Origin of the sequence: Flavobacterium sp. (genome assembly GCF_044348915.1) — a bacterium.
GTDB lineage: Bacteria > Bacteroidota > Bacteroidia > Flavobacteriales > Flavobacteriaceae > Flavobacterium.
On the sequence record NZ_JBIKRX010000038.1, the window covers coordinates 1 to 25,357 of the forward strand.

Below are 25,357 nucleotides of genomic sequence, written 5' to 3' on the forward strand. Positions count from 1 at the left end.
AAGTTGACCATTGTCTGCTTTTAAATTTGGTCTATCAAAAAGTGAAATGCAAAACCACGATGCGCTTGATACGAAAGTGGCTACGAGTACCGATACAAATTAACGGTAAACTGCAAAAACGAAGAAAAGGCGTTCCGCAAGGAAGTCCATTAAGTCCGTTATTGTCTAATATCTTACTCAATGAGTTGGATAAAGAAATGACAAGACGGAAACTGAAATTCGTACGCTATGCCGATGATTTTAGTATTTACTCTAAATCACAAAATCAAGCTAAGTCTACGGCACAAGTTATTGCAAAATTCTTGAAAACGAAGCTCAAACTAACCATCAATGAGGAGAAAAGCGGGATTAGACGTCCTGTAAACTTCACGCTGTTGGGATTTGGATTTGTGCCAACGTACAAGAAAGGAAGCAAAAACCAATATCAGTTGGTAGTGGCAGAAAAGGCGTGGAACAAACTCAAAGAACGGCTCAAAAGCATTAGCCGAAAAACCGCTCCAGTGAAACTAGAAGAACGCATTGCCAAGATAAAAGAAGTACAACGAGGATGGTTAAACTATTTTCGGGGAACAAGTATTATGGGCAAACTACGGGATTTAGATGGCTGGCTTAGAAATCGCCTGCGCTATTGCATTTGGCACGATTGGAAGAAACCCGAAAGAAAGAGAAAGAATCTCATACGATTGGGGGTTGACCAAGACCACGCTTATGCTTTTAGTCGTACCCGTAAAGGCGGCTGGGCAATTGCACAAAGTCCGATTTTGAGTACCACCATTACCTTGAAACGTCTAAAACAACGAGGCTATCAATCATTGACCGATGTTTATATCGAACTTAACCCATCACTTTGCGAACCGCCGAATACGTGACCCGCTTGGCCTGTCCTGAACGAAGTTGAAGGGTTCGGTGGTGTGAGAGGCGCACTCCGTTAGTTTCTAGCGGAGCCGTCTACTCGATTGGATTAATTAACTCTTTCAAATAGCTTTTGTAAAGAGTCTGATATTCTGGTATTTCAAGGATTTTAGTAATTAAAGGTCGCGTATTCATTCGACCCCATCGCAAGGGATCTTGTGTACCCGAATTTGCAATAATTGCGGAGGTTCCGAGCGTGTTATCATAATCATAAGGAATAAAATAAGCTTGGCCATTACCCGCAAAATAGAAATAATAGTTATTGCCGTTTACCCAATAATCGTCCCACATTCCAACCATTACATTGACTGCATACGTTTTTAAAAATAGAGGAACATCCATTTTTGAAGCGATCCAAAGTTTAAAGTTATCGCCTGTCCGAGCGTTTAATTCTTGGATAAACTGCGTTAATTCAACTTTCGCAGTTGCCAGTTCTGCTTCTATAGTTTTTAAATCGTAAGCATAATACTTGGATTTGGAGGCGTCCAATTTTACATCTTCGACACCAATACTAGAAGTTTGAACAAAATCTGCATTAAATGAACCACTCCAACCCGCTTTCCATAAAAACCCAACAGCGCTACCCCATTTATCTTTTCTATTGGCAAGAAAAACTTCATCAACACTCTCAATCATTCCATAAACGCCATAGTAAGCAGGTTTGGAATCTCCTTCAACAGAAATTGTCAATTTGCAATAAGAGGCTTGAGGAGCAGTCCAAATTCCATAACGTTCAAATAAATCATAGCAATAAACCTCACGAGCATAATTAGCATCATCTTTAAACCATTTTAGGTTTAACTTTTCTAAATCTGAAAAACGCTGTTTCTCTCTGTATTTTGCAAAATCTAACCCAAAATGGCAATGATGCCAATCAGGACTAGCAGAATTATGTACCTCACCAAAATTTCCTTCAGGTCGTCTGCGACTCGTATTTCCGCGCAAACGCAAACCTATACTATCAAGTTTAACTTTTCTTCCATTCAATTCAAATAAAAACGAGGCTACTACTTTTTTATCATTTTGTGAATTTAAGTCGTAATTTATTAGTAGAGTATTCCAATCTTTCAATGGAATTGTGAGCTTAATTTCGGGTAAATCTTCAAGTCTAAATAGAGTGAATTTATCCGAAGGAACTGGGCTAACTTCTGCTTCGTTTTTGTCGCAACTACTGATAAATAAGCTTATAAATATTAAAAAACTAAGGCATTTTAGAACACTCTTTATGAATTTCATAATTAAAAATTTTGAACGGTAAAAGTACATAAATAAAGGTAGTTTGAAGAAAATTAAGTAATTTATCTCAGTATTTATAAAGTCAAATTTCAAACAAATGACTTAACTTTAAAAAGGCAGATAATTTTAAATAAGAATTTCCTATTTTTACAAAAAATTCAATCGAAATGCGTCAGTTTACATTTTTGTTTTTTATTGGTTTTCTAATAGCCCTTAGTTCTTGCCGGACAGATTTTGAAACCGTAGCAAGTTCCGGGGATTTAAAATTCTCCCGAGACACTATCTATTTAGACACTGTTTTTACAAATATTGGTTCAAGTACTTATACCCTAAAAGTATATAATAACAGCAAAAATGATATAACAATTCCTACCATTCAATTGGGAAAAGGACTCAATTCTAAGTACAGAATGACAGTTGACGGAATGTTGGGGAATCAAGGAAAAATTTTCAACAATGTAAATCTTTTAGCCAAAGACAGTCTTTATATTTTTATTGAAACTACCGCTAATATTGCTGATGCAAGCCCAAAAGATTTTTTATACATTGACCAAATTTTATTTGATGGTGGAACCAATCTTCAAAAAGTAGAATTGGTAACCTTGATCCAAGATGCGATTTTTCTCTACCCTAAAAAAAATGCAGATGGAACAACAGAAACACTTCCTATTGGTAAGGACGAAATTTACGGTTTCTATTTAGATGAAAATGACCCTGTAAATGGGAATGAGCTCATTTTCACCAATAAGAAGCCTTACGTTATTTATGGTTATGCGGCCGTACCATCCAAAAAAACCGTGACTTTTAATCCAGGTGCAAGAGTGCATTTTCACGCATTTTCAGGCCTAATTTTAGCAAGCAACGCTGCATTAAACGTAAACGGAACTATATCAACAACAGACAAACTTGAGAATGAAGTGATTTTTGAGGGAGATCGTCTGGAACCTGATTTTGCTGAAGTTCCTGGTCAATGGGGAGCTATCTGGTTGACAGACGGAAGTACAAATCATAAAATAGATCATCTTACTATAAAAAATGCAACAATTGGTTTACTGGTCCAAAATAATAATGGAACAACCGTGTCAATTAAAAACACGCAGGTTTATAATTCGTCGAATTATGGAATATTAGCTCAAACAGCAAAAATTAATGGAGAGAACTTATCGATCAACAATGCTGGTTTAGGCAGTTTAGCCTGCACTTATGGCGGGGATTATAAATTCACTCATTGCACGCTGAATAATAATTGGGCAAGTTCTAGTCAAGTGGCACTATTGGTAAGTAATTTTTACATTGGTGCTGTTCCTGAAGTGAAAAATTTGACAGCTGCCACATTCAATAATTGTATCATTTATGGCTCTTATTCTAATGAAATGATCCTAAATAGAAAAACAGGGGCAACTTTTAATTATCAATTTAACAATTGTCTAATTAAGTTTAATAATACTTCAAATCAGTACACCAATGACCCCTTATATCAGTTCACTACAGATCCAGTGCATTATAATGGAATAATTCAAAATATGGATCCGAAATTCTTGAATATCACTCAAAACAAACTCAATATTGATAATTCTTCTGCAGCTTTTGCGAAAGGAAATACATCTTATATTATTCCTGTTGATATCATTGGGAACGCAAGAACAACACCTCCTGATTTAGGTGCCTATCAAAACAAACCTTTTCCACCGAAAAAATAGCGCCCTAAGCAGGGTGTTTTTTTGTTCTTACTAACTTTTATCCTAAATTTGCAGCGCAATACAACAAACTACACAAACAATGATCCATTTCTTTGAAAACCAAAGCAAGACAATTTTTGCAGTTCATTCACAAAACGAAATATCGACTGAAGACATTTCAAAACTTAATTGGCTTTTTGCCGATGCCAATAAAATAGAAGAATCCGTTTTGTCGGATTTTTTTGTTGGTCCCCGTGCCACAATGATTACACCTTGGAGCACCAATGCTGTTGAGATTACTCAAAATATGGGGATTTCTGGAATCATTCGAATCGAAGAATTTCAAAAAGTATCAGCTCATTTTACTGATTTTGATCCGATGCTTTCGCAAAAATATAACGAGTTGAATCAAGATATTTTCACGATTCACATTCAACCCGAAGCTATTCTGAATATTGACGATATCGCTGCATACAATCAATCAGAAGGTTTGTCAATGAGTGCCGAAGAAGTGGAATACTTAGATAATTTGGCGACCAAATTAGGACGAAAATTAACAGACTCTGAAATTTTCGCCTTCTCTCAAGCCAATTCAGAACACTGTCGTCACAAGATTTTCAATGGAACTTTTGTAATAGATGGCGTTGAAAAAGAAACCTCTCTTTTCAAATTAATCAAAAAAACATCTGCTGAAAACCCGAACGATATTGTTTCAGCTTATAAAGATAATGTGGCTTTTGTAAAAGGGCCAAGAGTGCAGCAATTTGCGCCAAAAACAGCAGACAAACCTGATTTTTACCAGATCATAGAATTTGATTCGGTTATTTCTTTGAAAGCAGAAACGCATAACTTTCCAACCACAGTGGAGCCTTTCAACGGAGCTGCAACAGGTTCAGGAGGAGAAATTCGTGACCGTTTAGCAGGTGGACAAGGTTCGTTGCCAATGGCAGGAACAGCAGTTTATATGACTTCGTATTCTCGTTTAAACCAAGACAAGCCTTGGGAAAACGGAATGGTTGAAAGAAAATGGTTGTATCAAACACCAATGGATATTTTGATTAAAGCATCGAACGGAGCGTCTGATTTTGGAAATAAATTTGGACAACCTTTGATTACAGGTTCGGTTTTGACTTTCGAACACGAGCACTTCGACAAGCTCAGTGTGACGGGCAGAAAGTTGGGTTACGATAAAGTGATTATGCAAGCGGGTGGAATTGGTTACGGGAAATTAGATCAAGCCATCAAACACAAACCGCAAGAAGGCGACAAAATCGTTATTCTTGGCGGAGAAAATTATAGAATTGGAATGGGTGGAGCAGCAGTTTCCTCAGCAGATACTGGAGCGATGAGCTCAGGAATCGAGCTGAATGCGGTACAACGTTCAAACCCAGAAATGCAAAAACGTGCTGCCAATGCCATTCGTGCTTTGGTAGAAAGTGATGACAATCCAATTGTTTCTATCCACGATCACGGAGCTGGAGGACATTTGAATTGTCTTTCGGAATTGGTGGAAGAAACGGGTGGTTTGATTGACTTAGATAAATTGCCTGTTGGTGATCCTACCCTTTCGGCTAAAGAAATTATTGGTAACGAATCTCAAGAAAGAATGGGATTGATTATTGGTAAAAAAGACATCGATTTACTTCAAAAGATTGCCGACCGCGAACGTTCTCCAATGTACCAAGTGGGTGACGTAACATCTGATCATCGTTTTACATTCGAATCTAAAACTACTGGTTCAAAACCAATGGATTATGCCTTGGAAGATTTCTTTGGTAGTTCGCCAAAAACCGTAATGACAGATAAAACTGTAGCTTACCATTATCCTGCATTAGAATATGATGTAAAAAATATTGCTAGTTATTTAGAGCAAGTTTTACAATTGGAAGCTGTTGCTTGTAAAGACTGGTTGACAAACAAAGTCGATCGTTGTGTGGGTGGAAAAGTCGCGAAACAACAATGCGCTGGACCATTGCAATTGCCTTTGAACAATTGTGGTGTAGTAGCTTTGGATTTTTTAGGAAAAGAAGGAATTGCGACCTCAATTGGCCACTCCCCTATCGCTTCCCTGATTGATCCCGTTGCAGGAACTAGAACAGCGATTGCTGAATCGTTATCGAATATAGTTTGGGCACCTATAAAAGACGGAATTAAAGGAATTTCTCTTTCTGCAAACTGGATGTGGGCTTGTAAAAACTCGGGAGAAGACGCACGATTGTATGCTGCTGTGGAGGCTTGTTCAGACTTTGCCATCGATTTGGGAATCAACATTCCAACTGGAAAAGATTCGCTTTCAATGAAACAAAAATATCCAAACGATGAAGTAATTGCGCCAGGAACGGTCATTATTTCAGCCGCTGGAAACTGTACCGATATTCGAAAAGTAGTAGAGCCTGTTTTGCAAAAAGACGGTGGTTCTTTTTACTATATCAACTTATCCCAAGACGAATTTAAATTAGGAGGTTCTTCTTTTGCTCAAACTTTGAATAGTATTGGTAACGAAGCTCCTACTATCAAGGACGCTGCTTTCTTCAAAAATGCATTCAATACTTTACAAGAATTGATTTTAGATAATCAAATCTTGGCAGGTCACGATATTGGAAGCGGTGGTTTGATTACTACTTTATTAGAAATGTGTTTTGCCGATGTGAATTTAGGTGCTAAAATCGACTTCTCTGTTTTTGAAGAAAAAGACATTATCAAATATTTATTCTCTGAAAATATAGCGGTTGTTTTCCAAGCCAAAGACGATACTTTAGTAGAAAAGGTCTTGAATAACAAAGCTGTTTCTTTCTACAAATTAGGAAAAGCAACAACTGAAGCTACTTTAGATTTTGGTCCTTGTAAATTAGATATTGCCAAATACAGAGATATGTGGTTTAAAACGTCGTTCTTATTAGACCAAAAACAAGCCAAAAACGGAACAGCCAAAGCCCGTTTTGAGAATTACAAAAATCAAGCCTTAAACTATACTTTTCCAACGCATTTCACTGGAAAATCTCCTGTAATAGACAATTCAAAACCACGTCCAAAGGCAGCTGTCATCCGTGAAAAAGGGAGTAATTCCGAGCGTGAAATGGCAAATGCAATGTACTTGGCAGGTTTTGACGTAAAAGACGTTCATATGACCGATTTGATTTCGGGACGTGAAAATCTGGAAGATATTCAGTTTATTGGAGCTGTTGGAGGATTCTCTAATTCGGATGTTTTAGGTTCAGCAAAAGGTTGGGCTGGAGCGTTTTTATACAACGAAAAAGCAAAAACAGCTTTAGACAACTTCCTAAAAAGAGAAGACACTTTGTCTGTTGGAATTTGTAACGGTTGCCAATTGTTGATGGAACTGGAAAAAATTAATCCAGAGCACGAAGTACACGGAAAAATGCTACATAACGACAGTCACAAACACGAGAGCATCTTTACCTCGGTGACAATACAAGAAAACAAATCGGTGATGTTATCCACTTTGGCAGGAAGCACTCTAGGAGTTTGGGTTTCACACGGAGAAGGAAAATTCAATTTGCCAATGGCAGAAGAAAACTACAACATAGTTGGGAAATACGGTTACGACAGTTATCCTGCCAATCCAAATGGTTCTGATTACAATACCGCTATGCTATGCGATACAACAGGTCGCCACTTGGTGATGATGCCACACATTGAGCGTTCGACTTTTCAATGGAACTGGGCGCATTATCCAAATGACAGAAACGACGAAGTCTCTCCTTGGCACGAAGCTTTTGTGAATGCTAGATTGTGGATTGATAAACACTAATTCTTTCAAATGGTATAAATTCAAAAAAACTCATTCCTATAATCGAATGAGTTTTTTTGTGTCTTGACTAGTCTAAATAATCTGTATCGATTATTTAGGACTAGTCAAAACTAACAATAGCCAATAAAAAGCTACCTACAAATAAATATTTAGGTAGCTTTAATTTACTGATTGATTATTTTATTATGGTTTAAGAATGACTTTTTTAGTAATTACTTGATCGTCATAAACTACTTCTACAATATACAAACCAGGCTTGTTTCCGCTTAAATCGAGTTGGAGCGTTTCCTCATCCAATGATTTTTCCAGAACTTTTTGTCCTAGAATATTATAAATAATCACTTTTGCTTTTCCGTTTGTGCCATTTTCGATATTGATCAGCCCTGTTGTAGGATTAGGATAGATACTAATTTCTTTCTTAATAATATCTAAATCACTAATCGCTAATAAAGGCAAGCAATCTATGAATTTAAACCAAACAGCATCGGCAATTACGACCCCAGTTGTTCCATCGGTACGAATTACAACTTTATTTGTTGTTCCTTCATTCAAGTTGAATCTTCCCAATGAAACCCAAGTATTATTATTCAATTTTTGGTTAACTGCGACGGTATTCATCCCATTTTCATGATATATGTCCAAAGGCACAGCATCTGATCTATTAGTTCCAGCAACATGTCGAGTATACACTTCGTATTTTCCTCTTTTTGCAATTGTTGGTGTAAATGTTACTGTTTTTGTCCCTTTCAACGCATCTCCATCGTGAATGTAGTTTGTAGCATAATAGCCAGCTGTAGCTGTTGTTACAGTCCAAGCGCCAGTAAGAGTAGTATTTAAATTGTCAACATAAATATTTGGTTCAGTTGGTGGAATACAATCAGGGCTTGAACTAGTTGTAAAGCTTTTTAAAGCAGAATAATTTGAGGAACCTGTGGTTGTATTTGTGCTTTTTACACAATAATAATAAGTTGTAGCAGCCATTGGCGCTTCAAAAACTCCTGTACCAGAATTCGCCCAAAGAAAAGTTTTGTTATTCGTTAAGGCATTCACCACCACATTTGAGTCAGGACCTGAAGCTGTTGTAAAACCAGTTGTTGCCGTAAATCCCGTTTTTGTTTTAGAAACTTGAACTCTATATTCAGCAGTTGTTTCATTACTAGTCCAAGCCATATTCACAGGACTAGCCACATTAGTTTGTTCTTCGGATGGAGCTGTCGTAATTGGAGCAGCTGGAGCATTACAATTATTAGTAATACAATAGTTTATATACTCTTGCTCTACTACATTATATATGGCAGTTCTTATATTTGACCAATAAGGTGATGAATAAGCATTAGTAGACATTCCAACCGACAAATTCATTGTTGGAACATAATACATAAAAGATTCATATCCTAAGATAGTCCCTGTATGTCCGTGGTATTTTACTCCAGCTCCCGAAGTATAAAGTCTAGTTCCTAACCCATAAGCTGAATTGAGTGCTGATGGCGTAATCATTGCATTTACAGATGCAGTGGTCAAATAAGTACCCCCAAAAATAGCTTTTTCGAATTTAGCCATATCTTCTGTGGTAGACACAATTGCTCCCGCCGCTTTTACAGAAGTTGGAGAATAGTTGTAAGCCCTTGTTCCTTCTGCCAAAAGTGGAATTTTATTAGTTGTCAAACTGGTCAAATCCAAGAAAGTATTTGTTAATCCTAAAGGTGTGAAAATCCAGTTTTGCATAGCAACATCTAATGGAAGGCCTAATTTGTGTTCTATTAGCATTCCTAAAATAAAAAAACCACCATTTGAATAACCATATTTAGAACCAGGTGCAAAAGTTGTTAATGGACAATTATTGATGAAACCAACTATTTCTTCATTGGTAAATAATTTGTCAGGAACAGCAGATGAATTAAAACCGCAACCTGATTCATTTAAATAATCACCAACTCCTGCTGTATGATTCAAAAGTTGTAAAATTGTCATACTGTTTCCATTTGCCAAACCTGGAATAATTAAATGATCTGCTAGTTTATCATTAATATTAAAATATCCAGCCTCTTGCAATCTCATTATCAAAACAGCAGTGAAGTTTTTAGAGGCGCTTGCAATTCTATATTTTGTTGTTGCAGGAATTATTGCTGAGGAAGTATAAACATTTCCAATACCTACAGAGGCATAAATCATTCCTTGATCGGGTGTTACAACTGTTACCGAAACTCCGGGTAATCCACTTCCACTCCAAGCATTGGCTAGAGCGGTTTGAAGTTTTGTTTGAAAATTTTGAGCTGTTGCAAAGATACTTATTGCAAGTACTAGAGTAAGTAAGGTAGTTTTCAACATAGAATTTAGGGATTTTTCTTTAATTTTTAAATAAGTGAAAAGACAAATATATTATAATTTTTAAACAATAATAGTCTTTTTTGTTAAAAAAAATAAAAAATTAGATCCTCAATATTATTTATAATATGTGTTATTTTAATATAATTATCAACACAATACTAATGCAGGTTTTGCATTTATATTTTTTATACTAATAAACAAAAGCCTAAAATGCAGCAAAAAACATTGAATAATCTCAAGTTTAAAAGTTGAAATGAAGTAGTAATATCTCTGAACAAAACATTTTTTTTAAAGACTTGATTTATTTCGATTCCTTTTTTTTTGTTAAAAAGATAAAAATATCGTTTTTTTTACTAATTTGCAGTATAAAACAAAAACACCAATGACAGAAATCACACGATTATTTGATTTTCCCTATTACCAATTAGAGCATTACAACATTCCGGATGCATTGGTAACCAAGTATAATGGGGTTTGGGTAAAAACTTCAACAGAAGAATATATTGCCAAAGCCAATGCTATTTCCAGAGCATTAGTGCGAATGGGAGTCAATAAAAATGATAAAATTGCTATTATTTCAAGTAATAATAGAACCGAGTGGCATATAATGGATATTGGGATTCTTCAAACGGGTGCCCAAAATGTGCCAATATATCCTACTATTTCTGAAAATGATTATGAATATATTTTGAATCATTCTGAGGCCAAATATTGTTTTGTTTCTGATAATGAGGTTTTGACTAAACTTAATGCTATAAAACAAAATGTTCCCAACCTGAAAGAAATATACTCCTTTAATGAAATTAATGGTTGCAAAAACTGGAATGAATTGCTTGTTTTAGGCAATGACCCCTCGAACCAAGAGGAAGTTGAAAATAGAAAAAGCAATGTAGAACCCCAAGAGTTAGCTACTATAATTTACACATCTGGAACTACTGGACAACCAAAAGGGGTTATGCTTTCTCACAACAATATCGTTTCTAATGTTTTAGATTCTGCTGATAGAATTCCTTTTGCAGCTGGAGAAAGTCGCGCTTTAAGTTTTTTACCCATCTGCCATATCTACGAACGAATGGTTACCTATATATACCAATTTATGGGTTGCTCTATTTATTTTGGCGAATCCCTAGAAAAAATTTCAGACAATATAAAAGAAGTGCAACCAACAGTAATGACTGGTGTTCCTCGATTAATTGAAAAAGTATATGATAAAATAATAGCAAAAGGCTCAGAACTTAAAGGAATTAAGAAAAAACTATTCTTTTGGGCTGTTGAAGTAGGTTTGCGATATGAACCAAATGGAGGTAACGGATTTGTGTATAATTTACAACTAAAGTTAGCTAGAAAATTAATTTTCAGCAAATGGAAAGCAGGGCTTGGTGGAAGATTAAACTTGATTGTAAACGGAAGTGCTGCTTTGCAACCCCGATTGGCTCGGATATTTGCTGCTGCAGAGATTCCAGTAATGGAAGGCTACGGTTTGACTGAAACTTCACCAGTTATTTCAGTAAATGATCAAAGAAATAACGGATTCAAAATTGGAACAGCTGGACGAATTATAAATAATGTCGAAATTAAAATTGCCTCTGATGGTGAAATTCTCTGCAAAGGACCTAATGTTATGATGGGTTATTATAAGGACGAAAAACTGACAAATGAAGCTATAATTGATGGCTATTTTCATACTGGCGACATTGGAGAAGTGGACAGTGATAATTTTCTTAAAATTACGGATCGAAAGAAAGAAATGTTTAAAACATCTGGAGGAAAGTATATCTCCCCACAATTATTAGAAAATGCTATGAAACAATCTCGTTTCATAGAACAAATAATGGTTATTGGTGATGGCCAAAAAATGCCAGCTGCTTTCATTCAACCCAACTTTGAATTTATAAAAGAATGGGAAAGACTTCACGGAATAACGGTTGGCAAAACCAATGTAGAAATTATTTCAAATCCTAAAGTTATTGAACGTATTCAAGACGAAGTGGATAGATTAAATGAAAAATTTGGGAACTGGGAAAAAATCAAGCGTTTCGAATTAACGCCAGATGTCTGGTCCATAGATGGAGGTCACCTTACTCCTACTATGAAATTAAAACGTAAAATTGTTATGGAAAAATATAGTGATTTATATACTAAAATTTATTCTTAGAAATTTTTTAAATACAAATGCCCCTTTAGCCAAAAACTAGATATGTAAATGGATATTATTGAAAGAAATAATAACTACAGAGCTACTTAAAATAGGGTTTTGTTTTTAGCATTTGATTAATCTGTTTTTTAAACTTTAATACTTTTTTTATTAACCAATTAAATCAAAAATTATGAATGTAAAAAATTTTCTAGTTGCAGGTATTGTGGGAGGAATTGTAAACTTCCTTTTAGGTTGGGTGTTTTATGGAATGTTGTTTAATGACATTTACCCAGAAGGCGAAGAGATGAATTTAGTTCTTACCTTTTTGGGATGTTTGACCTCAGGTCTTTTTGTTGCTTTTATATTTACAAAGTGGGCAAGCATCACTATGCCATTAACCGGGTTAAAAGCTGGTGCAATTATTGGATTTTTTACCAGTTTGTCTATGAATTTCTTCATGTACTCCAATAAGGCAGTTAATTATCAGAATATTGCTTTAGATGTTGTAATTTCAATTGTAATGGGTGCCTTAGCCGGAGCCGCCGTTGCATTCATTCTTGGTAAAATGAAATAGTAAATTCAGTTATAATTTTAACTCCTTAATTTCTTGAGGAGTTTTTTTTTGTTAAAAAATCAAATTTATTATGCGTGCATAGTATTTTTTATTATCTTTGAAATCGTTATAGTAAAAATATGAAAGAAAAAACAATTGACTATATACTCCGTGCCACTTGGCAAGCAGTATCCAGAATGTACAATGAAGAAGCTACCAAATATGGAGCGACGATGGCGACTGGTTTTGCTTTATTAAGCATGGACAAAGAAGAAGGTACTCCTTCGACAGCCCTAGGACCCAAGATGGGTATGGAAGCAACTAGTTTGACCAGGACCTTAAAAAATATGGAAGAAAAAGGTTTGATTTATAAAAAACCAAATCCAGTTGATGGACGTGGTGTTTTAATTTACTTGACGGATTTTGGAAAAGAAAAAAGGGAATTATCAAGAAATACGGTGCTTCAGTTCAACGATACAGTAAAACAAAATGTTACCAGTGAACAGCTTAAAAATTTTATCGAAGTTTCAGAAATTATCAACGAATTAATCAGTGATAAGAAAATATTTTAATTCAAGAAATGACTTTTGTTAAAATGAACAGTTTACCTATTACAACTATAAACAAAAAACTATAAACCGTTTAAAATGAAAAGAACTATTAAAAATGTTGCAGTTATTGGATCCGGGATTATGGGTTCTGGAATTGCGTGTCATTTTGCCAACATTGGGGTTCAAGTACTTCTTTTGGATATTATTCCAAACGAGCTTACCGAAATGGAATCCAAAAAAGGTTTAACTCTTGACAGTAAAATTGTACGCAATCGATTAGTCAACGATCATTTTCAAAATGCATTAAAGTCGAAGCCCTCTCCTATCTATAGTCAAAAATTCGCAAGCCGAATCACGACAGGGAATACCACGGATGATATAGCAAAACTAGCCAATGTCGATTGGATTATTGAAGTAGTTGTAGAACGTTTGGATATCAAAAAAATGGTTTTCGAACAAATAGAAAAATACCGCAAACCAGGAACTTTGATTACATCGAATACTTCTGGAATTCCGATTCATTTTATGAGCGAAGGACGAAGCGAAGATTTTCAGAAACATTTCTGTGGTACACACTTTTTCAACCCAGCTCGTTATTTGAAATTATTTGAAATTATTCCTGGTCCTCAAACTTCAACTGAAGTTTTGGATTTTCTTACCATATACGGAGAGAAATTCTTAGGAAAAACTTCGGTTGTAGCCAAAGATACTCCTGCTTTCATTGGAAACCGCATTGGAATCTACGGAATCCAAAGTTTATTTCACTTGGTTAAAGAGTTAGGGTTAACCATCGAAGAAGTTGATAAATTAACCGGGCCAATTATTGGAAGGCCGAAATCGGCAACTTTCAGAACGGTGGATGTAGTTGGTTTGGATACTTTGGTGCACGTTGCCAACGGTATTTATCAAAATTGTCCGAATGACGAACAACACGAATTGTTTAAGCTTCCTGATTTTGTCAACAAAATGATGGAAAACAAATGGCTAGGCAGCAAAACAGGTCAAGGTTTTTATAAAAAAGAAGGACGTGACATCCTATCTTTAGATTTAGACACTTTAGAATATCGTCCGGCTAAAAAAGCCTCCTTTGCCACTTTGGAACTTACGAAAACTATCGATAAACCGATCAATCGTTTCAAGGTTTTAGTGAAAGGGAAAGATAAAGCAGGTGAGTTTTACCGAAGAAGTTTCGCTGGAATGTTTGCTTATGTTTCCAATAGAATTCCGGAAATCGCAGACGAATTATATAAAATTGACGATGCAATGAAAGCAGGTTTCGGTTGGGAAAATGGCCCATTCGAAATTTGGGATGCCATTGGAGTGGCAAACGGAATCGAGATGATAAAAAATGAAGGCTTACATTCGCCCGCCTGGGTTAGTGAAATGTTAGGCTCTGGAATTTCAAGTTTTTATTCTATTAAAGAAGGTGCTACTTATTTTTATAATATTCCAAATAAAACGCAAACCAAAGTTCCGGGCCAAGATGCTTTCATCATCTTAAACAACATTCGCGAAAGCAAAAAAGTATGGAGCAATAGTGGAGCGATTATTCAGGATTTAGGGGACGGAATTTTGAATTTAGAATTCCAATCCAAAATGAATACCATTGGTGGCGATGTTTTACAAGCCATTAACAAAGCCATTGATTTATCTGAAAAAGAATACCAAGGTTTGGTTATTGGAAACCAAGGAGCGAATTTCTCTGTGGGTGCTAATATCGGAATGATATTTATGATGGCTGTCGAACAAGAGTATGACGAATTGAATATGGCTATCAAGATGTTTCAAGACACGATGATGCGGGTGAGATATTCAGGAATACCTGTCGTGGTTGCCCCTCACGGAATGTCATTAGGTGGCGCTTGCGAAATGAGTATGCACGCTGACAAAGTAGTTGCTGCTGCAGAATCTTACATCGGATTAGTAGAATTTGGAGTTGGTGTTATTCCAGGTGGTGGTGGATCGAAAGAAATGGCATTACGCGCCTCTGATTTATTCCGCAAAAACGATGTCGAATTGAATGTTTTACAAGAATATTTCTTGACTGTGGCAATGGCCAAAGTGTCTACTTCAGCCTATGAAGCCTTTGACTTGGGGATTCTACAACACGGAAAAGACGTTGTTGTAGTCAACAAAGACCGTCAAATTGCCGAAGCTAAAAAACACGCACTAATTATGGCTGAAGCCGGATACACCCAACCTATTCGTAGAAATGACGTGAAAGTTTTAGGAAAACAAGCTTTGGGAATGTTCTTAGTAGGAACGGACCAAATGGAAGCTGGAAAATACATCTCTGAACACGATAAGAAAATTGCTAACAAATTGGCTTATGTAATGGCTGGTGGTGATTTATCGGAACCTACGTTGGTTAGTGAGCAATATTTATTAGATATAGAAAGAGAGGCGTTTTTATCGCTTTGCACAGAAAGAAAAACATTAGAGAGAATTCAATTTATGTTAACCAAAGGGAAACCGTTGAGGAATTAATTGTTTAATGTATATTGTAAAATTGTATAATGTAAAAAAAGAAAAGAATGAACTATTTCAAAGAATTGAAAGTTTGGCAAAAAGCAATTGAACTTGTAACTAATACCTATTTGAAATCTCAAAGCTTTCCAAAAGAAGAAATCTATGGGTTAACATCACAAATAAGACGCTGTGCCGTTTCAATACCATCAAATATTTCAGAAGGTTGCGGAAGAAATACTGATAAAGATTTTAATAATTTTTTAGGCATTTCACTTGGTTCTGCATTTGAGTTTGAAACGCAATTAATTATTTGCAAAAATTTAAATTTTATAAATCAAGAAGATTTTAATTTCCTTGAAGCAGAAATACAACATATTCAAAATATGACGATTAAACTTAAAAGTTCAATAGAAAAAAAATTGTAATTGTTTAAACAGTCTTTTCAGTATATAATATACAATACTACAATATACAAATAGAAAAATTATGAAAACAGCCTATATAGTAAAAGCATACAGAACTGCCGTAGGAAAAGCTCCTAAAGGCTTATTTCGGTTCAAACGTCCGGATGAATTGGCGGCAGAAACCATTCAATTTATGATGAATGAATTGCCTGAATTCGACAAAACTCGCATAGACGACGTAATGGTTGGAAATGCGATGCCAGAAGCCGAGCAAGGATTGAATATGGGTCGATTAATTTCTTTGATGGGATTAAAAGTTACCGATGTTCCAGGAGTAACTGTGAACCGATATTGCGCTTCTGGATTAGAAACTATTGGGATGGCAACCGCTAAAATCCAATCCGGAATGGCCGATTGTATTATTGCTGGTGGAGCCGAAAGTATGAGTTTTATTCCGATGGGTGGTTACAAGCCAACACCTGATTATGCTTTGGCCAAAGACGGCCACGAAGATTATTATTGGGGAATGGGATTAACAGCAGAAGCAGTTGCCAAACAATACAACATTTCGAGAGCTGACCAAGATGAGTTTGCTTACAATTCGCATATGAAAGCATTGAAAGCGCAAGCTGAGGGAAAATTTGATAAGCAAATTGTTCCCATTTCTGTAGAACAAACATTCATCAATGAAAATGGAAAAAAGGAAACGAAATCCTATATTGTTAACAAAGATGAAGGTCCGAGAGCCGGTACGTCTATTGCGGCATTATCTGCATTAAGACCGGTTTTCGCTGCAGACGGAACTGTAACTGCAGGGAATTCGTCCCAAATGAGCGATGGAGCAGCCTTCGTTTTGATTATGAGCGAAGAAATGGTTAAAGAGCTAAATCTCTCTCCTATTGCACGATTGGTTAACTACGCTTCAGCAGGAGTTGAACCAAGAATTATGGGAATTGGACCAGTAAAAGCGATACCGAAAGCACTAAAACAAGCAGGTTTGACTTTAAATGATATAGATTTGGTTGAATTGAACGAAGCCTTTGCTTCACAAGCTCTTGCTGTTACCAGGGAATTGAACTTAAATCCTGATATCATAAATGTGAATGGCGGTGCTATTGCATTAGGACATCCGTTGGGTTGTACTGGGGCAAAATTATCGGTTCAACTATTCGACGAAATGAAAAATCGTGGTAGTAAATATGGCATTGTGAGTATGTGTGTAGGGACTGGACAAGGTTCAGCGGGAATTTTCGAATTATTATAAAAAAATCATCAATAAATAAAGTTATGGCAGATAAAACACGCGGTGGTCAATTCATCGTAAAAGAAACAAAATGTGAAGATGTTTTCACTCCAGAAGACTTCAATGAAGAGCAATTAATGATGCGTGATTCTGTAAAGGAATTTGTCGACAAAGAAATTTGGCCTAACAAAATCCGTTTCGAAAGCAAAGACTATGCTTTTACAGAAGAGACAATGCGACACGCTGGAGAAATGGGTTTTTTAAGTGTTGCCGTCCCTGAGTCTTATGGCGGAATGGGTATGGGATTTGTAAACACAGTTTTGGTTTGTGATTATATTTCCGGAGCAACAGGTTCATTTTCAACTGCTTTTGGAGCACATACAGGAATTGGAACAATGCCAATTACTTTGTACGGCACCGAAGAACAAAAACAAAAATATGTACCTAAATTAGCTTCAGGCGAATGGTTCGGTGCTTATTGCTTAACTGAGCCTGGTGCTGGTTCGGATGCGAATTCAGGTAAGACAAAAGCGGTTTTATCTGATGATGGAACTCACTATAAAATTACTGGAGGCAAAATGTGGATTTCAAATGCTGGATTTTGCTCATTGTTTATAGTTTTTGCGCGTATTGGAGACGACAAAAACATCACCGGTTTTATCGTAGAAAACGACCCAAATAACGGAATTACAATGGGTGAAGAAGAGCACAAATTAGGAATTCGAGCCTCTTCTACTCGTCAGGTATACTTTTTGGATACAAAGGTGCCCGTTGAAAATATGCTTTCTGAACGAGGAAATGGTTTCAAAATTGCGATGAACGCTTTGAATGTTGGACGTATAAAATTAGCAGCAGCTTGTTTAGACGCGCAACGTAGAGTTACTTCTGGCGCAGTAAAATATGCTAACGAGAGATTTCAATTTAACACAGCCATTTCACAGTTTGGCGCTATTCGATATAAATTGGCTGAAATGGCTACTTCTTGCTATGCAGGAGAAAGTGCCACGTACAGAGCGGCCAAAGATATTGAAGACAGAATTTCAGCCAGAGAAGCTGAAGGAACTTCACACCAGGAAGCAGAATTGAAAGGAGTTGAAGAATATGCTATAGAATGTTCTATTTTGAAAGTGGCGGTTTCTGAAGACGTTCAAAACTGTGCCGATGAAGGAATTCAAATTTTTGGAGGTATGGGGTTTTCAGAAGACACTCCAATGGAAAGCGCTTGGCGCGATGCTAGAATTGCCAGAATTTATGAAGGAACCAATGAAATCAACCGAATGCTTTCGGTCGGAATGTTAATCAAAAAAGCATTCAAAGGTCACGTTGATTTATTAGGACCAGCTACAAAAGTTCAGGAAGAACTGATGGGAATTCCATCCTTCGACACTCCTGATTATTCTGAATTATTTGCTGAGGAAAAAGAAATGCTGACTAAATTGAAAAAAGCATTCCTAATGGTTGCTGGTGGAGCTGTTCAAAAATACGGGCCAGATTTAGAAGGTCACCAACAATTGTTGATTGCCGCTGCTGATATTTTGATAGAAATATATATGGCTGAATCGACCATTCTAAGAACAGAAAAATTAGCAAAAAAAATGGGCGAAGATCAGGTAAAAGAGCAAATTGCAATGGCCAAATTGTATCTTTATAAAGCTGTAGATGTTGTCACTCAAAAAGGAAAAGAAAGCGTAATCTCATTTGCCGAAGGCGATGAACAACGTATGATGTTGATGGGCTTAAGACGTTTTACTAAATATACCAATATGCCTAATATCATTGGTTTAAGAGAAACAATTACCACAAAATTAGTAAATGAAAACGAGTATTGTTTCTGATAAAATATAGTTTAGTTGATTTAATTTGTGAGAAAAGAGAGGATGATTTGAATATCGGCCTCTCTTTTTGTCTACAACTTATGGTGAAAAATTATTCTTTTTCTTCGCTATGATCTTTCTCTACTGAACTATTTTGACCTCCTTCGACTCCTGGCACATAATTCGCTCTAATTTCAGTATGACGAATTTCTCCACCAGTTGTGCCTGTTTGTTGTGCAAAAAATACTCCAATGACTGCCACTACAACTGCAACATAAGAAACAAATTTAGCATTAACATGATTTCTATAATTCATAAACAAACCAATAAGAGCAATCACTCCCAAAGCATATAAAACAATAGCCAGTTTCTCGGCCATTTCCTCATGTTCGTGGATGATTTGTTTTCCTACTGAAGGCATATCTTCTACCAATTCCTCTGCTCCTTCTCCTGTTACCATGCTAAATGCAGCAAAAATTGCTGCTACAACAAACAAAACGTAAGCGGTGCTTTTTACCGAATTGCTTTTAAAAAAAATTCCTGCAATTAGAATTCCTAGTCCTAAAATAGTTCCAATAATTGGAAAATGGTTTACTACCATGTGTAAATGTGCGTCGTTCATAATTAATATAATTAAAGTTAAAATTTTTACTATTCTGCCAAATCAAAAACACCTTTTACCAGTATTTTTGAAGAAGCGTTTATTTGATCACTAGGAATAATTTCGACTGTTTTTTCAGACTTTTCGCCTACTACAACAGCCACTTTTCTAAATGAAAATTTGTTGTTTTTATCGTTATCCAATAAAAGTACGAAATTATTGTTGTTTTCAAAAATTAAAGCATCCGAAGGAATGGCCAATCCTTTCTTTGAATTAATCTTTATCTTGGCCTCCACAAACATTCCCGTAAGTAACTTTTGTTTGATATTATCATCTAAATGTCCGTGAACATTGATGGTTCTATCATTCCCTTCGATTGATTTTCCAACCAAATGCACTTCAGCATCAAAAACTTCTTTGGTAGCTTCTGGCACTGTAAAACTGATTTTTTGCCCCACTTTTACCTTTAAAATATCCTTTTCAAAAACTGCTAATTCCAAGTGTAAATGATTGGTATCGACAATTTCCAACATCACGTCCGATGGCGCAACAGGCATTCCCACATTGGCATTCATAATGACGATGTCTCCGGTAATTGGAGCATAAACGGTAACAACCGATGTCAATTTTCCCTTTTCGACATTGCTTGGATTGATGTTCAACAATTGCAATTTAGCTCTTAAACTTTGGTACATTCCCAATGTTCTTCTATAATCGCTTTCGGCTTTTAAGTAATTTTTTTGGGAACTTATCTTCTCGTCGTAAAGTGTTTTTTGTCTTTCGAATTCCGATTTCAAATATTTAATTTGCTCTGCCACCTCAAGATAATCCTTTTGAATATCGAGATATTCCGTGTTTTCCAAAGTTAAAAGGGCTTGACCTTTAGTTACTTTATCGCCAACCAAAAGTTGAGTAGCTTTGACATATCCTCCAATAAATGAAGTCACTTTTGCCCTGTTTTGAGGTGGAACGTCAATTTTTCCAGAAATATTTATAGTTACATCAAAATCCTGTTCAACTGGACTTGCGATTTCCATTCCTGACGATTGAAATTGAGCAGCACTAACCGTAATTAAACCATTATCTTTTGGATTCAGTTCTTCGGTTTTTGAATCCTTGCAAGCGAGTAAAAGTGAGGTTATGACTAGGGTGTATATGATTTTTTTCATTGGTAACATTTTAAAAATTAAGATATTGTAAATCTAACTGGACCTTGTTGAATTGCAAAACATTGTCTAAATAATCGACTTGAATAGATGTTGCGTTTTCTAAACTTAGGATGTACTGAAAGAAATCTATTTCGCCTTGTTGATAACTTCGATTTCCTACTTTGACGATTTCATCCGATAGTTTTTTTCCGTATTGATTGTAATAATTGATGGCTTCCTGGTATTTGGCCAATTCAATTATTTTTTGACTAATGTATTTGTCTATTTTTTGTTCTTCATTTTGTTTTTGCTGTTCCCAAGATTGCAATTCCAATTGGGCTACTTTCGACTTGGCTTTGTTACCAAAATAAAATAAAGGAATTCCCACCCCAACCTGAAAGCCATATAAAGATTGTGACAAACCACTATTTGTACCTTGAAAATAATCAATGCTTAAATCGGGTAACCAATGTTGTTTTTGTAAACTGATTTGATTTTTATAATTATTAGTAATGCTTTCTAAATAAGACGAATAAAGTGCTTTAATCGTTTCGTTTGTTCCATTCAGAATCGGATGGATTTCCTTATTAATAATCACTACTTTATCCTCTGATTGCACTAGTGACTGCAGTATCTCAAATTGTGCTTTTTTCTCATTTTCAATTTGCGAAAGCGTGGTACTTATCTTTCTGAATTTGGCTTGAGCCGTAATCTTTTCAAGATAATTGGTTTCTCCCAATTCGAATCTTCTGTCGCTGGCTTTAGAAAAATTTTGGTACAAACTGTCTAAATACCGATACAATTTTTCTTGGTGTGCCAAATATACTATCTGGTAGTACGTATTGGAAATGTTGAGGCTCAGTCTATTTTTCAGAATTTCAAAACTAGCTTTTTCTTTCTCATATTCGGCTGAATAAACACTTTTTTGCGCACCATAAACAGTGGGAAAAGCAAAACGTTGTTGTATTCCCATAACCTTCAAAGGAAGGTTATTTAAGGCCAAATTATTCTGATCATAGCTATAATACACATTGGTTTTGTCAAAAGAATAGGCATTATTGATATTGGATTTGGATTTATCTACTTGCAATTGGGCCGCTTTTATTCCTTTACTGTTTTCCATAGCTTTAGCAATCAAAACATCTAGTTCGTTTGTATTAGAAACTGAATTTTGAGAAAAAGCAAAAGAGGTAAATAGCAATCCAAGAATAAGAAAGGTTCTATTTTTATGAATTTTAAATTTGGCTTTTTTGAATTCTTTTCCATCGAAAACTTTGTACAAAATAGGTAAAACCACCATCGTCAGAATCGTAGCGGTAATCAAACCACCGATAACCACTGTCGCCAATGGTCGCTGCACTTCTGCTCCTGCTGATGATGAAATAGCCATCGGTAAAAAACCTAAAGCAGCGGCAGCAGCCGTTAAGATTACGGGACGCAATCTATCGGTTGTGCCTCTCAAAATCAATTCGTCCATATCTTCTATCCCGCTGTGTTTTAATTCTTTAAAATGTTCTATCAATACAATTCCGTTGAGTACCGCAATTCCGAAAAGTGCAATAAAACCAACACCTGCCGAGATACTAAAAGGCAAATCCCGCAACCATAAAAACAACACGCCTCCCACTGCCGAAAGCGGAATGGCCGAATACACCATCAGGGCTTCTTTGACGCTGCTAAAAGCAAAATACAGCAAGATAAAAATCAAGAATAAAGCGATTGGAACCGCTATGGCCAAACGTGCTTTGGCACTTTGAAGGTTTTCGAATTGTCCGCCATAACTCACACTGTAACCTACAGGCAGCTTTATTTTATTTGCCACAATATTCTGAATATCAAGCACAACGCTTTGCAAATCTCGATTTCTCACGTTGATTCCAACCACAATCCTGCGATTAGTATTGTCTCTAGAAATTTTTGCAGGTCCTTCGGTATATTCAATGCTAGCCAATTCACTTAGTGGAATTTGCTCTCCATTTGGAACCGAAACATACAAATTTCGTAAATCTTCAATATCTCGGCGATTGGTTTTGTCTAAACGAATAACCATATCAAAACGTTTTTCTCCTTCAAAAACATTTCCAACTGTTTTTCCAGCAAAACCAAGAGCAATAATTTCATTCAAATCGGCAATATTCAAACCGTAACGTGCAATTTTCGAACGATCATAACTAACTGCCATTTGGGGTAATCCTTCTGTTTTTTCGATAATTACATCCGATGCGCCTTCGACATTTTGAATGGCTTTTTTGATTTCAATGGCTTTGTGCGCCAATACTTCCAAATCCTCTCCAAAAATCTTTACGGCCACATCAGACCGTGTTCCCGAAATTAATTCGTTGAAACGCATTTCGATAGGTTGTGTGAACTCGATATCCATATTAGGAATTTGTTGCACGATTGCCGCTTTTATTTTATCGGCCAATTCGTCTTTACTGGAAGCGGAAACCCATTCCGATTTTGGTTTCAACTTGACGATAATGTCACTTTCTTCCATACTCATTGGGTCGGTTGGTACTTCGGCTGCACCAATTCTGCTCACCACTTGCTCGACTTCGGGAAAGTTTTTTAGGATAATTTGCTCGATTTTAGTCGTTGTGGCAATCGTTTTTGACAGTGACGTTCCTGTTTTTAAAACGGGTTGAATGACAAAATCGCCTTCGTCCAAAGTGGGTATAAACTCTCCTCCCATCGTTGTAAACAATGCCATAGCACCAAGCAATAAGCCTAATGCAGCATACAATACTTTTTTGGTATTGGCCAAAGCCCAAGTGATTACGGGAATGTACCAAGATTGCATCATTTGAATTAATCTGTTGGATATTGATTTTGGATTTTCTTCCGTTGGTTTTAAAAATAGTGACGAAACAACGGGAACATAAGTAAAACAAAGCAACATCGCTCCCACCAAAGCAAAACTAAAAGTCATTCCCATTGGTTTAAACATTTTGCCTTCAATTCCGGTTAACGAAAGAATTGGGATAAAAACAATCAGAATAATCAATTGCCCAAAAATGGCCGAATTCATCATTTTAGAAGCACTACTGTAAGTGATTTGGTCAATCTCAATTTGGCGGTCATCTTTGGATAAGAGTGCCAAGCCTTTGGATTTATGAGCAATTTGAAACGCAATAAATTCGACTATAATCACTGCTCCATCGATGATGATACCAAAATCTATGGCACCTAAGCTCATCAAGTTAGCATCAATTTTGAAAATATTCATCAATGAAATCGCAAAAAGCAAACACAGCGGAATCACCGAAGCGACAACCAAACCCGAGCGCCAATTGCCCAATAATAAAACAACCACAAAAATCACAATCAAACAACCTAAAATCAAGTTTTCGGCAACGGTAAATGTTGTTTTTCCGACCAATTCGCTTCGCTCTAAAAAGCCATTGATGTAAACGCCTTTTGGCAAACGTTTTTGAATTTCGGCAACCCTATTCTTGACATCCGTAATTACTTGTTTCGAGTTGCCACCTTTAAGCATCATCACTTGACCCAAGACTTTTTCTCCTTCGCCGTTGCCCGTTATGGCTCCAAAACGATTGGCATTTCCGTAGCGAACTTGCGCCACGTTTTTGACATAAACCGGTAAACCATTCGTGTTTTTGACCACGATATTTTCGATGTCTTGAATAGATTTTACCTTTCCTTCGGCGCGAATGAAATAACTTTGATTCGTTTTTTCGATGTAAGCGCCACCAGCAATGCTGTTGTTTTTTTCCAAGGCATTGAACACGTCCAAAGTATTGATGTTCATTGCTTTCAAACTGGAAGGAACGATGGCAATTTCGTATTGTTTGAGGTAACCTCCCCAAGTATTGATTTCGACAACGCCTTTGATACCAGATAATTGTCTTTTGACAACCCAGTCCTGAATGGTTCTCAAATCGGTAACGGAGTATTGGGATTTGAAGTTTGGTTTTACTTCTAAAGTATATTGGTAAATCTCACCCAGACCAGTGGTAATTGGCCCCATTTCGGGAGTTCCAAAACCCTGCGGAATTTTCTCGGAAGCCGTTTTGATTTTTTCAGCTATTAGTTGGCGAGGAAGATAGGTTCCTAAATCATCATCAAAAACTATGGTTACCACCGATAATCCAAATTTTGAAATGGAGCGAATTTCTTGTACTCCGGGCAAATTAGCCATTTCAATTTCGACAGGATACGTAATAAATTGTTCGATATCTTGTGTCGAAAGATTTCGGGAAGTAGTAATCACCTGAACCTGATTATTGGTCACATCAGGAACAGCACCGATAGAAATTTGGGTAATGGAGAAAATTCCAAATCCAAAAATCAAAAGCGTGAAGAGTAAAATAATGAGTTTATTTCGTAGACTAAATGCAATAACTTTCTCCAGCATAAATTTCTTCTTTTAGGTATAGGCGCTTAGAGCACCCTTGTTATCTATTGATTTTATTGATATTTATTCAAATTTCACCATCTTTTTCATTAACACATCGAAGATTGTCCCCATATTTGACCTTCTATTGTATCT

General features: G+C 36.2%; 15 protein-coding genes. 10 read left to right on the forward strand and 5 right to left on the reverse strand.

Annotated features, from left to right (window positions below; genetic code table 11):
- Positions 1-869: reverse transcriptase domain-containing protein (locus tag ACIQ1E_RS08160; RefSeq protein ID WP_396170384.1), on the forward strand; the 869-nt coding region annotated here is incomplete at its 5' end.
- A gap of 79 nt (positions 870-948) precedes the next feature.
- Here ACIQ1E_RS08160 and ACIQ1E_RS08165 read toward each other — a convergent pair.
- Positions 949-2,148 carry a CotH kinase family protein gene (locus ACIQ1E_RS08165; protein ID WP_396170386.1) on the reverse strand — a complete coding sequence of 400 codons (1,200 nt, stop codon included), beginning with the start codon at positions 2,146-2,148 and terminating at the stop codon, positions 949-951.
- Between the two features lie 167 nt (positions 2,149-2,315).
- Here ACIQ1E_RS08165 and ACIQ1E_RS08170 point away from each other — a divergent pair, with 167 nt between their 5' ends.
- Both ACIQ1E_RS08170 and purL read left to right on the forward strand, forming a co-directional pair.
- Positions 2,316-3,848 carry a hypothetical protein gene (locus ACIQ1E_RS08170; protein WP_396170388.1) on the forward strand — a complete coding sequence of 511 codons (1,533 nt, stop codon included), beginning with the start codon at positions 2,316-2,318 and terminating at the stop codon, positions 3,846-3,848.
- 79 nt (positions 3,849-3,927) lie between these two features.
- Positions 3,928-7,599, forward strand: coding sequence for a phosphoribosylformylglycinamidine synthase (purL, locus tag ACIQ1E_RS08175; RefSeq protein ID WP_396170390.1), 3,672 nt, complete (start codon positions 3,928-3,930; stop codon positions 7,597-7,599).
- 183 nt (positions 7,600-7,782) lie between these two features.
- Here the strand turns inward: purL and ACIQ1E_RS08180 are convergent, their stop codons facing one another.
- The gene (locus ACIQ1E_RS08180) at positions 7,783-9,927 is read right to left on the reverse strand and encodes a serine hydrolase (RefSeq protein WP_396170392.1); all 2,145 of its coding nucleotides are present in this window, start codon (positions 9,925-9,927) and stop codon (positions 7,783-7,785) included.
- 382 nt (positions 9,928-10,309) lie between these two features.
- Here ACIQ1E_RS08180 and ACIQ1E_RS08185 point away from each other — a divergent pair, with 382 nt between their 5' ends.
- The 7 genes from ACIQ1E_RS08185 to ACIQ1E_RS08215 all read left to right on the forward strand — a co-directional run bounded on the left by ACIQ1E_RS08185 (position 10,310) and on the right by ACIQ1E_RS08215 (position 19,119).
- Positions 10,310-12,082 carry an AMP-dependent synthetase/ligase gene (locus tag ACIQ1E_RS08185; protein ID WP_396170394.1) on the forward strand — a complete coding sequence of 591 codons (1,773 nt, stop codon included), beginning with the start codon at positions 10,310-10,312 and terminating at the stop codon, positions 12,080-12,082.
- A gap of 172 nt (positions 12,083-12,254) precedes the next feature.
- Positions 12,255-12,638 carry a hypothetical protein gene (locus ACIQ1E_RS08190; protein ID WP_396170396.1) on the forward strand — a complete coding sequence of 128 codons (384 nt, stop codon included), beginning with the start codon at positions 12,255-12,257 and terminating at the stop codon, positions 12,636-12,638.
- A 119-nt stretch (positions 12,639-12,757) separates the two neighbouring features.
- A complete protein-coding gene (locus ACIQ1E_RS08195; RefSeq protein WP_396170398.1) occupies positions 12,758-13,189 on the forward strand; it encodes a MarR family winged helix-turn-helix transcriptional regulator in 432 nt (143 codons plus the stop codon).
- A gap of 75 nt (positions 13,190-13,264) precedes the next feature.
- A complete protein-coding gene (locus ACIQ1E_RS08200) occupies positions 13,265-15,655 on the forward strand; it encodes a 3-hydroxyacyl-CoA dehydrogenase/enoyl-CoA hydratase family protein (protein WP_396170399.1) in 2,391 nt (796 codons plus the stop codon).
- A gap of 47 nt (positions 15,656-15,702) precedes the next feature.
- Positions 15,703-16,062 (forward strand): four helix bundle protein, encoded by a 360-nt coding sequence (locus ACIQ1E_RS08205; protein ID WP_396170402.1) that lies wholly within the window; start codon positions 15,703-15,705, stop codon positions 16,060-16,062.
- A gap of 61 nt (positions 16,063-16,123) precedes the next feature.
- Positions 16,124-17,305, forward strand: a complete 1,182-nt coding sequence (locus tag ACIQ1E_RS08210; RefSeq protein WP_396170404.1) for a thiolase family protein — start codon at positions 16,124-16,126, stop codon at positions 17,303-17,305.
- Positions 17,306-17,328: 23 nt separating this feature from the next.
- The gene (locus ACIQ1E_RS08215) at positions 17,329-19,119 is read left to right on the forward strand and encodes an acyl-CoA dehydrogenase family protein (RefSeq protein WP_396170406.1); all 1,791 of its coding nucleotides are present in this window, start codon (positions 17,329-17,331) and stop codon (positions 19,117-19,119) included.
- A gap of 91 nt (positions 19,120-19,210) precedes the next feature.
- On the opposite strand, the gene ACIQ1E_RS08220 is transcribed toward ACIQ1E_RS08215, so the two are convergent.
- Genes ACIQ1E_RS08220 through ACIQ1E_RS08230 form a run of 3 tightly spaced genes read right to left on the reverse strand, consistent with a single transcriptional unit; the run spans position 19,211 to position 25,222 of the window.
- Complete coding sequence (locus ACIQ1E_RS08220; RefSeq protein WP_396170408.1) at positions 19,211-19,720, reverse strand: hypothetical protein; 510 nt, start codon at positions 19,718-19,720, stop codon at positions 19,211-19,213.
- Between the two features lie 29 nt (positions 19,721-19,749).
- Entirely contained in the window at positions 19,750-20,868 is a 1,119-nt protein-coding gene (locus tag ACIQ1E_RS08225; protein ID WP_396170409.1) for an efflux RND transporter periplasmic adaptor subunit, read from the reverse strand.
- A 10-nt stretch (positions 20,869-20,878) separates the two neighbouring features.
- Positions 20,879-25,222 (reverse strand): CusA/CzcA family heavy metal efflux RND transporter, encoded by a 4,344-nt coding sequence (locus tag ACIQ1E_RS08230; protein WP_396170411.1) that lies wholly within the window; start codon positions 25,220-25,222, stop codon positions 20,879-20,881.
- Between the last annotated feature and the right edge of the window lie 135 nt (positions 25,223-25,357).